The sequence below is a fragment of the Paenibacillus sp. YYML68 genome (assembly GCF_027923405.1).
In the GTDB taxonomy this organism is placed as follows: Bacteria; Bacillota; Bacilli; order Paenibacillales; family NBRC-103111; genus Paenibacillus_G.
In genome coordinates this window covers 1053329-1066054 of record NZ_BQYI01000001.1, presented here as the reverse complement: position 1 = coordinate 1066054, position 12726 = coordinate 1053329, and the positions used below count along the sequence as shown (strand labels likewise).

The following is a 12726-nucleotide window of genomic DNA, read 5'->3' as shown; positions in this document are numbered from 1 at the left end:
GGCTCGGGACTGAAGGGTCAGACATCCAACTATTTTGTCCCTGCAACTGTTGCCTTAATCGATTTGAAGCTAAGAGCGATCTCATTCCTGCTATGAATATGGATAGACTTTATTGCTTGCAGCTCAATTCCCTCCGCTCTATACAATGGAACATACACAGGGTACCAAGTCTGCGTCACAATATCATATGAACAATATGACCATGTACCGCCTGATTCATCTTTGATGTCCACATCTAAGCCGCCGATTAGTTGATCACTAATCAGAACAATTTGAATATAATCAAATTGTGTTACATTCATAGGCTCCTTCAAGTCTAACGTCAACTGAGTTGTTACTGACAATTCATCTTGTATGTATAATCCTACATCTTCAGTCGGCTCTACGTTTAGAGCAAAGCCATGATTACTGCTTGTAAACGCTTGATAATCTGCTTGGATTAAGCATGCTATTGGTTTTTTCGAGGAACGATTCATATGATAAATACCGAACGTATCAATCCAGTTATTATGGTTCACGTACCAGTTGTACATAATCCAAAAGTCAATTCCTGCTACATAGCCATCTTGATTGAGATTACCTTTACTTGATACCGTCGATTTCTCCATCAAAGCCTGCAGTGTAGCTTGATAAGTCTCAATCTGCTTATCTGATTCTAGATTGAGCTCACCCGTCCAGTTTCCATACTCCGTGTTCAATATCGGTTTATCCGGAAACGCACGATGGGCCTTCTCTAGAAACAATCGAGTGCCTTCATAATAAGTGCTTCCATGGAAAACACCAAAATACATCGTCCAGCCTGCAACATCCAGTGGTTCCATGGATGGATCATCAAAACCAGGCTGATCAGCTGCAGCGCTTTGTGTTATTAATCGGCCGTCGTCATAATACTTGTGCAGATCTTCAACCAGTCGTGTATTGTATTTCAATCTTAAATAGACATCCTTGGATTCATTCTGTGTGCTCCACATAATGACGGAAGGTCTGTTATATTGTGAGAAAACCATCTCTCTCCACATTTGGTCAGCAAATTTACGTTCTTCCTGTGCTTCATAATGGACGGTCTCAAATTGCCATAACGGAATCTCACTCATTGCCGCAAGCCCTAATCTGTCTAATAACAAATACGTGTACACATGATTCGGATAATGACCCGTTCTTACCATATTGGCATTTAACTGTTGAATTTGTTGGAGATCACTTCGAATACGATCCCATGTTGCCGTTCTGCCATATTCAGGCCATTCTTCGTGCCTTGCTATCCCCGCTAGAAATACTGCGGAGTCATTCATCATGATCTGGTTCTTCGCAGTACCCAAGGTTCGAATACCGAATTGAGTATAGTACCTATCCGTTATATTTGAATCCTCCAAGTCTACGAGTAATAGCTTTGCTACATAAAGGTTCGGTTTACCTATAGACCATAGTTTCGGTTTATCCACCTGTACTTCATAGGAGATAGCCCTTACTTCTAGAGGAGTTAAATCCATATATTGTAAAATATCGCCACTTATACTCGCTTTGTCACCAATAATTTCTGCTGCGCTGGGGGAACTCAGAAAGTTAGGGGAATTGGGATTAGCTTCATAAATTTCTCCATCTAGTCGGACAGCTTGCTTTTTATTGCTTCGGTTCTCCACAACAACCTTGACCTGAAGCGTACCTTTTGTATCCAAAGGCACCACATCTGTCCTAGCTATAAGTACACAATTCGACACTTCGATGTACAAATCATGAATGATTCCAGTGTAATTCAAAAAATCGGTAGATGCTAATGCAGGAATTACTTCGGTTCTACTTCCCCAAGGCGGATTATCAACTCGTATCCGAATTTCATTTTTGCCATCATGAAGAAAAGGAGACAAGTCCAAAGCAAAAGGCGTGAATCCGCCTTCATGGAATCCCACCCACTTCCCATTCAGCCAAACATCGGCAACATAACTGATTCCTAACGCTTTAAGGGTGTAAACCTTCCCTTCCTTCTTGAAAACATCAAATATCCTTTTATACCAGACACCATCCTCATACGTTTCGGCAGAATTCGCCTGTTCTTTGCCAGTCAAATGGTTCTCTGGCAATGGAATGGTATGCCCCTTCCAATCATCGGAATCTTCTTTAAGGTACTTACATTCTAGTTCTTCAATTTTATTCAACCATGCCAGGTCTCTTGAAGACATCGTTATATCATGATCAGCTTGAAACCGGATTTTGTCCCAATTCCCGTTTAGCGGAAGAATCTCTCTCTCTTGAGGCTCAAAGGTTGGTAAGGGGATACCGTTCTGAAACGGAACAGCCATGCTGTTGATCTTCTTCAATGAAAGTGTCGTTTGAAGATACGGTCCCTTGAGTTCGCTCTCTAGCGGATTTTGGTTAATGTGCGTCTCCATTTGCACCCCTCCAACTGCTGTTGTCATCATTCTCGTCCGTGTATTACATGATATTCCACTTAAAAATTAACGAAGCCTCTCATTTTGGTATTAGCCCTTTACTCCACCGGCACTTATTCCCTTCATGATGTGCTTCTGGAGGAACATAAAGATGATAATAAGTGGAACAGCTACAATAACAGAAGTAGCGATCATAATCGGATAATTCTCCGCTTGCTTCAGTGTAGAGAGAAGTGCTCCTAGCCCTAGTGCAATCGTATAATTCTCAGGGCTATTAATAACAACAAGCGGCCAGAGGAAGTTATTATAATTCCACATGAAAGTGAAGATGCCCAGTGTCACTAGAATCGGACGGGCTAGTGGAAGCGCAATTTTGAGGAACACCGTATACCAGCTCGCTCCATCAACAATTCCTGATTCCTCTAACTCCCTAGGCAAGGTTAAGAAATGCTGCCTCATAAGGAAAATGTTATATACAGACATCATAAAAGGAAGAATCAGTGCACCTAGATGATCATAGAGACCTAATTCGTTAATAATAATCATGTTTGGCACAAGCAGTACCGTGCCCGGGATCATCATAGAGGTCAAAATTAATTTGAACATCAAGTCTCTGCCTTTGAAACGAAGTCTGGCGAAGCTATATCCCGCTAAAGAATTAAGAAATGTATTCGCAACGGTATTGATAGTGGCTACCAAGAAAGTATTCATGAATAATACAGCGAAGTCCATGTGCTCAAAAGCAGCTTTGTAGTTATCTAGGCTGAAAGAGATTTCACCTGTATCCATATCCCTCGGGATCAATGAAAATTCAGGCGAGAAAATACCTCTACTATCCTTAAAAGATGATGACAAAAGCCAGATAAAGGGAAACACTAACACTACAACAAATAAGCATAAGATCAAGTAGGTGAGGATACGTTCTATTTTCTTTCCACCCATTTTTTCGACTCCTCCCTATTCATCAAGACGTTGAGGTATGAATTTAAAGTTCAGCCATGTAACTACAAGAATCACGAGAAGCAGTATGTAGGACATTGCAGCTGCAGTTCCCATCTCGAAGTACTTAAACGCATGGTTGTATAAGCTGAACAAATACGTTGTTGTAGAGCCATTAGGCCCGCCTTTGGTCATTAAGTACATTTGATCAAATGCCTGAAAAGATGCAATCAAACCCGTTACAATCAAAAAGAAGATGGTAGGCTGTATCATCGGAAGAGTAATCCGCAAGAACCGCTGCGCTGTGTTCGCACCATCGATCCTAGCCGCTTCGTACAAATCTTCCGGAATTCCTTTCATACTAGCAAGAATAATCAGTACGTTATACCCTAATCCGCCCCAAATAGCCATTACCCCTAATGCGGGAAGAGCTGTACTCTCATTGTTTAACCAAGAGGTAGTAGAATACTGCTCTAACCCAGGGATGGCTGAAAGAAATTGATTGACTAAGCCAATTCTGGGATCTAGGAGAAATACCCACATTGCCGCTACAGCTACCGCCGCGGTAACATTTGGTATATAATAAGCTACTTTAAAGAAACCTTCACCTTTAACATTCGAGTTGAGCATGGCTGACAATACAAGAGCGATAAAAATACCTAACGGTACACTATATACAATGTATTTCAGAGTAACGAGGAGAGATGGCCAAAAGTCTGGATATCGAACATCATCAAACAGTAAGTTTTGATAATTATCCAACCCTACCCATTCGGGTGACGTTCTTAAATTCCATTCTGTAAAACTAACACCAAACGAGAGTAATATGGGGAATATTTGAAAAACCAAAAAGTAGATCAACAGCGGAGCGATAAATATGACTCCCGCCCCTGATTCACTTCTAATCCATGACAGAAAACTTTTTCTCTTCGGCTTCTGTACGTTTAGCATAAAATCACCCAATCTTTATTTAGATAAAGGGGGAATCTACTCGATTCCCCCTCTCTTCAAAACACGAAAGGTTATTGATTGATAACCTTCGTTGCATCATCTGAAGCCTTCTTAATGATCTCCGCTGGGTCTCCGCCACCAATAAACACTTTTTCCAATGCTTTACCGATAATCTCATCATTTATCTTTAGCCATTCTGTGATCGTCGGTCGTGCCACTGCTGTTTCCATTTGTTTCAAAAATACACTTAGATCCGGATCGTTTGCGAATTTCGGATCTTGAGCAGCTTTCAAACGAACTGGGAAGTTGCCTGTTACGTCAGCCATTATTACAGAGTTTTCATCGTTTGTTAAAAACTTGATGAAGTCCCAAGCAGCTTCCGGCGAATTCGTATTTTTATAGATGACAAGATCGTCACCACCAATATTTGAGAAAGATTGCTCCCCTTCTTTATGCGGGATTAAAGCTACACCGTATTTCAGGTTCGGGAAATTCGTTTTGAATCCGCCCATCTCCCAAGGTCCACTGATTTTCGTTGCAATCAAACCGTTACCGAATGCGTTGTTACTTTCTCTGACAGATTTGTCGGAATACTTGAGCAATTCATTGACTAGTTGAATTGCAGCTATGCCCTTATCGTCACCAAAAGTCGCAGTCTTCTCATCCTTGGATACCATCGTACCGCCGCCGCTATGTACTAATGCAGGCAACAGCCAAGCGCCCCAACCACCTGTACCAAGACCTTCAAATGCTGCGACTTTATTCGCTTTGTATACATCCTTGGACATCTTAATCCATTCTTCCCAAGTCTTCGGAGGGGTTGGCATCAGATCTTTATTATAGAATAACGCAACTGTCGTTTGGTTCATCGGCAAACCATACAGCTTGCCACCAACCATCACCGTTCCTAAGGCTCCTTGATAATACTCCGCCTTATTAATACCCTTTGCTCCGTTTGCGAATTGTTCCACCTCAAGAAGCACACCGTCTCTCGCAAACTTAGGTACCAGCGGCTGGTCTAGATACGAAACATCCGGATTTCGCCCCACAGCAATGGCACTGTTTAATTTTGTATTAAAATCATCCTTTGGTACAAAAGTTGTTTTAATGGTATGACCTGTTGTTTCTTCATACTTCTTAAGCAGTTTCACCAGAACATCCTTGCGCTCTTTCGTTTCTGGCTCATAAACCCAGAAAGAAAGAGTTTGCGGCTTAACCTTCTCCGCATTGTTACCATCAGCATTCGCTTCATTTACCACATTGTTATTGTTTTTGTCACCAATGTTACTTCCGCCACAAGCAGCAGTAACAACCATTAAAGCCGAAGCTAACATGAACGTCATTGTTTTTCTCACTCGCATTACCTCCCAATGAATATGAATCGCTGTAATCGATTACATTTTTGATGCAACATTGTTTCAAACCTGGTTAGTTAGGTGTTCTTCAACCTTTTCACATCTCAGATTATAACATCGACTGTAATCGATTACAACATGTTTAAACGAATTTCATTGATGATTTACGAAATAACATCGTTGACTCAATGGTAACTATTCTGTTATTTATATCCTTTTTGTTCACCAAGCACATGATCATTTCCGCAGCTAAATACCCTAATTCTGTATTAGGTGGTTTCACTGAACTTAAAGGCGGCTCTATATACCTCCCGATCCTGTTGTCGTCTACTCCCATAACGGAGATGTCTTCAGGGATCCTTAAGCCCAACTCCTTACAAGCTTTGTACACACCCAGGGCCATTTCATCATTCGCTGTATAGATGGCCGTTGGTCTGGGAGTTTTGTTGATTAGTCTTATGAATGCTTGATAGCCTTTTTCCTCATTATAATCGCCATGCTCAATTAGTTCTGGGTAAAAGGGGAGTCGATTTACCTTTAATCCTTGAATATACCCTTCTAAACGATCCATACTTTCACTTGTTGATAATGACCCATTAATAAATGCGATCTCTCGATGGCCTTGCTCAGCAAAATGGGTAACGACCCTTTGAGAGAATTCTAAATTATTCGTAATACAACAAGGAATACAAGCGTGTTCAATGACCGACCCTACAACTACAACATGATAACCCTCATCATTAAGCTGAATAATTTTATCATTTTTGATGGTTGGATGTAGCAAAATCATAGCATCTACCGTATGAGTCCTCAATAATTCCAAGTATTTCATCTCTTTATCAATATTATTGCTCGCAGCGCAAATAAGAATGTTAAAGTTATACATTTGTGAAGCCCGTTCTACGCCTTTGATAAAATCAGTAAAAGTAAAAACGTTGATGTCGATGTCCGGTACAATGACTCCAATTGTTATTGACTTTTGGGAGCCTAGATTTTCAACTGATGCATTAGGATCATACCCCAACGCATCCATTCCTTTTATCACTCTCATGACTTCGCCTCCCTTTCAAGCAAATTGTAATCGATTACTTATCAAACAAAAAAAGAGGACTAACTTAAGCAAAGATTAGGTTATGCGGCTAAAGTTAGAGGATTCCCTTATAATTAATTCAGATTCAACCTTAAATACTCTTTGATCATCAAATTCATCTTCATTTAGTTGATCAATAATTTTCTCTGTAAGCAACGCCCCCATTGTATATTTAGGCTGGTTCACCGTACTCATTTGAGGATGAATGTACTTGGTGATTCTGTTATTATCGACCCCGACAACTGCCATATCGTTTGGAATTTGGATTCCAAGTTCAGCACAAGCACGGTATACGCCTAAAGCCATTTCATCGTTTGCTGAATAAATGGCGCTAAATGAAACCGTTTTGTTTATCAATCGTTTAAAGGCTTGATATCCGCCGTCCTCATTAAAATTGCCATTCTCAATCAGCTCTGGCTTGAATGCAATCTGATGCTCCCGAAGTGCCTTCATGTAGCCCTCTAATCTTTCGTAACTATCTAATGAATCAGGATAACCGCTCAAAAAGGCAATATCCCGATGCCCCCTATCAATCAAATGCTGCACCACTTCTCTCGAAAATTTCACATTATCCGTAAACATACATGGAACCTTACGGCTATCGATAAACCTGCCAATGACGCCGATATGATAATCCTTATTAGAAAAATCGTTTATGATTTCATCTGAAACCATAGGTGTAATGAGAATCATTGCATCCACCGTACGGTTCAGCAAAAGTTCTAGATATCCTAACTCTCTCTCCTGTTGGTTCTGAGCATCACAAATAATAACCTTATATTTCCTGGAATAAGCCATGTTCTCAATACCTTTAACGATTTCCGCATAGTAAGAAACGTTAATATCGGAGACGATAACTCCAATCGTCATCGTTCTCTTGGATCGCAAGTATTTTGCAGTAGCATTAGGGTGGTAGTTCATTTGATCGATCGCTTCTTGAACTTTACGCCTTGTTTTCTCCGTAACTAACTCACTGCCGTTTAATACTCTGGAGACAGTTGCTACGGAGACGCCTGCCATTTTAGCGACATCTTTTATCTTTGTGTCCACTCCAGATTCCCACTTTCATCATATAACTCATCGACGATTACAATATTATAACACACTAGAGTGATGGGCCGATAACTTTCTGCGCCTTCTCATCAAACCGTACATGAAGTATTCCTTATTCGGCTTAAGCCTGCTTCCAGCTATCTCCCTAATCCGAATAAAATAGCCCCCTGTTAACAATCCGACCGGATCGTTGTCAGGGGGCTATTCGTCTATTCAAGCTGTTCCGGTTAGCTTAAGCAACTGCTGCAAGAGCCTGCAGCCTCTAACGCTCAACCCCTACATCAGCGCCTTCTTCGCAATATCAGTCCGATAATGCTTGCCCTCGAAGCGAATGCGATCCGCCGCGGCATATGCCTTCGCGCGCGCTTCCGCGATGTCCGCGCCAAGGCCGGTAATGCCGAGCACGCGGCCGCCGCTCGTCACGTAGCCGCCGTCCTTCAGCACTGTGCCTGCATGGAACACGAGCGCATCGCCCGCGTCGTCAAGGCCTTCAATCGGCAAGCCCTTCGGGTAGCTCGCTGGGTAGCCCGGTGAAGCGAGAATGACGCATACTGCCGCCTCTTCGCTCCACTGGATGTCCATCTGATCCAATCGGCCGTTCACCGTCGCGAGGAAAATGTCCAGCAGGTCCGTCTTCAGCCGCGGCAGCACGACCTGCGTCTCCGGGTCGCCGAAGCGAGCGTTGAACTCGATCGTCTTCGGACCGTCAGCTGTAATCATCAGCCCCGCGAACAGAACGCCGCGGAACGGACGGCCCTCGGCAACCATCGCCTTCGCCGTCGGCTTGATAATCGTCTCGATCGCCTCATCGATGATCGACTGCGGGATGTGCGGCAGCGGTGTATATGTACCCATGCCGCCTGTGTTCGGGCCTTGATCGCCGTCGAACACCGCCTTATGATCCTGCGCTGGCACCATCGGACGTACAACCTCGCCATCGACGAAGGAGAGAATCGACATCTCTTGACCCGTCAGGAACTCCTCGATCACGACCTGATTGCCCGAATCGCCGAACACCTTCACGACCATAATGTCGTACAAGGCCTTCTCCGCCTCCTCAATCGACTGGGCGATAATGACACCCTTGCCCGCTGCCAGTCCGTCCGCCTTGATGACGTAAGGAGGCTTCAGTTGATCGAGATACGCCCGCGCTGGCTCGTACGCATCGAACGACTCGTACGCCGCCGTCGGGATGTTATATTTCTTAAAGAGCTCCTTCGTGAACACCTTGCTCGCTTCGATAATCGCCGCGTTCTGTCTCGGTCCGAATACGGCAAGACCGCGTGCTTCGAGCACATCCACGATGCCCTCGGACAACGGATCGTCCGGTCCGATCACGAGGAGGTCGATCGTATGATCGACCGCGAACTGCGCCAGCTCCTCGAACTGATTGACTGCGATCGGCACGCACTCTGCGACCGCAGCGATGCCGCCGTTACCCGGCGCACAGTACAGCTCCCTTACCTTCGGGCTCTTCTTCAGCGCCCAACATATTGCATGCTCACGGCCGCCGCCGCCTACAACCAAGATACGCACAGGCTTCGTTCCCCTCTCGCTCTTAATGTTTGAAATGACGGACGCCTGTCATCACCATCGCGATGCCGTTCTCGTTCGCCACACGAATCGATTCCTCGTCCTTGATCGAGCCGCCCGGCTGAATGACCGCCGTAATGCCCGCCTTCGCCGCTAGCTCCAGCGTATCGCCCATCGGGAAGAACGCATCAGACGCCAGCACCGCGCCCTTCGCCTTCTCGCCTGCTTGCTCGATCGCGATCTTCGCCGCACCGACACGGTTCATCTGGCCTGCGCCTACGCCGATCGTCATATCGTCTGCCGCGAGCGCAATAGCGTTCGACTTCACGTGCTTCACGACCTTCCATGCGAACAGCAGCTGCTTCAGCTCCGCTTCTGTCGGCTGGCGCTCTGTGACGACCTTCAGGTCTGCCTCAGTCAGCTGGTAAGCGTCGCTGTCTTGCACGAGCATACCGCCCTCGACAGACGTAATGAACGGCTCCGCCTTCTTCTCGCCGCTGATCGCGCCGATCTGGAGCAGACGGATGTTCTTCTTCTGCTTCAGAATGTCGAGCGCCTCAGCCGTGTAATCCGGAGCGATGATGATCTCGAGGAAAATTTCGCTCATCAGCTGCGCCGTCTCCTTGCCTACCGTCCGGTTCGCCGCGACAATGCCGCCGAAGATCGACACAGGATCAGCCGCATACGCCTTCTGGTACGCCTCGTGAATGTCGGTACCGATGCCGACGCCGCAAGGATTCATATGCTTAACTGCGACAACAGCTGGCTCGTTGAACTCCTTCACGATCTGCAGCGCCGTATTCGCATCGTTGATGTTATTGTAGGACAGCTCCTTGCCGTGCAGCTGCTCCGCTGTCGTAATGTTGCCCGCAGGTGCCAGCGGCTTGCGGTAGAACGCCGCCTTCTGGTGCGGATTCTCGCCGTAGCGCAAGTCCTGGACCTTCTCATACGTCACCGTCAGCTTCTCCGGAAGCGGCTCGCCCGTCTGCTTCGTCATGTAGTCCGCAATGAGTGCGTCGTAAGCCGCTGTATGACGGAACACCTTCGCCGTCAGACGCTTGCGCGTCTCGAGCGTCGTATCGCCGCCAGCCTTGATCTCCTCGAGTACTGCTGCATAGTCCGCTGCATCCACCACGACCGTAACGAACGCATGGTTCTTCGCCGCCGAGCGCAGCATCGTCGGTCCGCCGATATCGATGTTCTCGATCGCGTCCTCATACGTCACATCCGGCTTCGCGATCGTCGCCGCGAACGGATACAGATTTACGATCACCAGATCAATATAGTCCAGTCCGAGCTCCTTCATCGCTGCTTGGTGCTCCTCGCTGTCGCGAATCGCCAAGAGGCCGCTATGTACAGCCGGGTGGAGCGTCTTCACGCGTCCATCGAGAATTTCCGGGAAGCCCGTAACCTCCGAGATTCCGACTACCGGCACGTCGTTCTGCTGCAGCAACGAATGCGTCCCGCCCGTCGAGATGATTTCTACGCCGAGCTTCGACAGCTCCTTGGCGAATTCCACAATGCCGCTCTTATCCGATACACTAATTAACGCTCTACGAATAGCCATGATGTAACTGTTCCTCCTTCAAGTTGCTAGACTTCTATATAAGTGGACAATCCATCCACAACATTCAACCCTTACAGCGCAGCCTCACTAAGCTCCACCTGTCTGCCGTTCAATCGCACCTTGCCGTCACGAATCCATCCGACCACCTTCGGATACAGCTCATGCTCGATCCGGTGTACCCGCTCCGCGACCGTCTCCTCCGTATCGCCAGGCACAAGTGCAAGCGACTGCTGGGCAATAATCGGCCCCGTATCCATGCCGCCATCCACATAATGCACCGTCACGCCCGTCACCTTGACGCCGTAGTCAAGCGCCTGCTTCACCGCATTGATGCCAGGGAAGGCAGGCAGCAGCGACGGATGCACGTTAATGAGCCGTCCATAGTACGGCTCCACCAAGACGCTCGTGATCAGCCGCATATAGCCAGCCATCACGACAAGATCGATCTGCTTCGCGTTCAGCAGCTCGACGATCTCCGCTTCATACGCCTCACGCGAGGCGTAATCCTTCGGACGGAACGCATGGACGGCAACGCCTGCCGCATGCGCCCGCTCGACGACCTTCGCCTCGGGCTTATCACAGACTAACAGCTCGATGCGAGCATCGAGCCGCCCCTCCTTCACCGCGTCCACAAGCGCCTGGAAGTTGCTTCCTGAACCGGAAGCGAACACAGCGATGCGGAACGGGCTTCTATCGTTCAAGCTCATACTTCCGCTCCAGTGAATGTAACGACCTTCGTGCCTTCCGTCACACGACCGAGCGTGTACGCCTTCTCGCCATTCGCCTCGAACAGCTCCGCAGCGCGTGCTGCATGCTCCTCTGCGACGATCACGACCATGCCGATACCCATGTTGAACGTGCGGAACATGTCATTGTTCGTAATCGCACCCTCACGCTGCATCAGCTCGAAGATCGGCAGAATCGGCCAGGAGCCGTAGTCGATCTCGACGTTCACACCGTCTGGCAAGCAGCGCGGAATGTTCTCGAGGAAGCCGCCGCCTGTAATGTGTGCCAGTCCCTTCAGCGGAACCTCCTGCAGCGCAGCCAGCACAGGCTTCACATAGATCTTCGTCGGCGCGAGCAGCACGTCGCCCAGACGGCCTCCCAGCTCCTCGATCGTATCGTGGAGCGTGTAGCCCTTCTGCTCGAGCAGCAGCTTGCGCACGAGCGAGAAGCCGTTGCTGTGCACGCCGCTCGACGCCAGACCGAGCACCACATCGCCCGGCTGGATCGTGCTGCCGTCGATGATTTTCTTTTTATCCACAATACCGACTGTGAAGCCAGCAATATCGTACTCGCCTTCGCTGTACATACCCGGCATCTCAGCCGTCTCGCCGCCGATGAGCGCCGCGCCTGCCTGCACACAGCCGTCGCTGATGCCCTTGACGATCGCCTCGATCTTCTCCGGGATGACGCGGTCGCACGCGAGGTAATCGAGGAAGAACAGCGGCTCTGCGCCTTGTACGATAATATCGTTCACGCACATCGCCACTGCGTCGATGCCGATCGTGTCATGCTTGTCCATCGCGAACGCGATCTTCAGCTTCGTGCCGACGCCGTCCGTACCGGACACGAGCACAGGCTCCTCATACTTATCCTTATTCAAGCCAAATAACGCACCGAAGCCGCCGAGCTCCGTCAGCACCTCGGGGCGGTACGTTGTCTTCACATGCTTCTTCATCCGTTCTACCGCTTCATTACCGGCCGCGATATCGACTCCGGCTTGTTTATATGCATCGGACATTGCGGATTCCTCCTTATGAGTGACTTCTATATATAACCTTATGGTTCCTATAAAAAGGGAAGGCGGCCAGCCATTCGGCGGCGACCGCCAATCCTCATCGTGTACAT

10 protein-coding genes are annotated in these 12726 nt (G+C 47.6%); all 10 read right to left on the bottom strand.

All coding sequences use genetic code 11. The features are described 5' to 3' along the window. Positions 1 to 29: 29 nt before the first annotated feature. On the bottom strand, positions 30 to 2387 hold the full coding sequence (locus PAE68_RS04815) for a glycoside hydrolase family 2 protein (RefSeq protein ID WP_281884624.1): 2358 nt from the start codon (positions 2385 to 2387) through the stop codon (positions 30 to 32). A gap of 90 nt (positions 2388 to 2477) precedes the next feature. After that, positions 2478 to 3329 carry a carbohydrate ABC transporter permease gene (locus PAE68_RS04810; RefSeq protein ID WP_281884622.1) on the bottom strand — a complete coding sequence of 284 codons (852 nt, stop codon included), beginning with the start codon at positions 3327 to 3329 and terminating at the stop codon, positions 2478 to 2480. Positions 3330 to 3344: 15 nt separating this feature from the next. Continuing rightward, complete coding sequence (locus PAE68_RS04805; RefSeq protein ID WP_281884620.1) at positions 3345 to 4277, bottom strand: carbohydrate ABC transporter permease; 933 nt, start codon at positions 4275 to 4277, stop codon at positions 3345 to 3347. Between the two features lie 71 nt (positions 4278 to 4348). Then, the gene (locus tag PAE68_RS04800; protein ID WP_281884618.1) at positions 4349 to 5632 is read right to left on the bottom strand and encodes a sugar ABC transporter substrate-binding protein; all 1284 of its coding nucleotides are present in this window, start codon (positions 5630 to 5632) and stop codon (positions 4349 to 4351) included. 142 nt (positions 5633 to 5774) lie between these two features. Then, the gene (locus PAE68_RS04795) at positions 5775 to 6683 is read right to left on the bottom strand and encodes a LacI family DNA-binding transcriptional regulator (RefSeq protein WP_281884616.1); all 909 of its coding nucleotides are present in this window, start codon (positions 6681 to 6683) and stop codon (positions 5775 to 5777) included. Between the two features lie 75 nt (positions 6684 to 6758). Next, positions 6759 to 7772: a LacI family DNA-binding transcriptional regulator gene (locus PAE68_RS04790; protein WP_281884614.1), complete on the bottom strand. Its 1014-nt coding sequence runs from the start codon at positions 7770 to 7772 to the stop codon at positions 6759 to 6761. Positions 7773 to 8051: 279 nt separating this feature from the next. Next, positions 8052 to 9311, bottom strand: coding sequence for a phosphoribosylamine--glycine ligase (gene purD / locus PAE68_RS04785; RefSeq protein WP_281884612.1), 1260 nt, complete (start codon positions 9309 to 9311; stop codon positions 8052 to 8054). Positions 9312 to 9333: 22 nt separating this feature from the next. Continuing rightward, positions 9334 to 10875 carry a bifunctional phosphoribosylaminoimidazolecarboxamide formyltransferase/IMP cyclohydrolase gene (gene purH, locus PAE68_RS04780; RefSeq protein WP_281884609.1) on the bottom strand — a complete coding sequence of 514 codons (1542 nt, stop codon included), beginning with the start codon at positions 10873 to 10875 and terminating at the stop codon, positions 9334 to 9336. Between the two features lie 71 nt (positions 10876 to 10946). After that, positions 10947 to 11576 (bottom strand): phosphoribosylglycinamide formyltransferase, encoded by a 630-nt coding sequence (gene purN / locus PAE68_RS04775; RefSeq protein ID WP_281884607.1) that lies wholly within the window; start codon positions 11574 to 11576, stop codon positions 10947 to 10949. A 2-nt stretch (positions 11577 to 11578) separates the two neighbouring features. Further along, on the bottom strand, positions 11579 to 12619 hold the full coding sequence (purM, locus tag PAE68_RS04770) for a phosphoribosylformylglycinamidine cyclo-ligase (RefSeq protein ID WP_281884606.1): 1041 nt from the start codon (positions 12617 to 12619) through the stop codon (positions 11579 to 11581). Between the last annotated feature and the right edge of the window lie 107 nt (positions 12620 to 12726).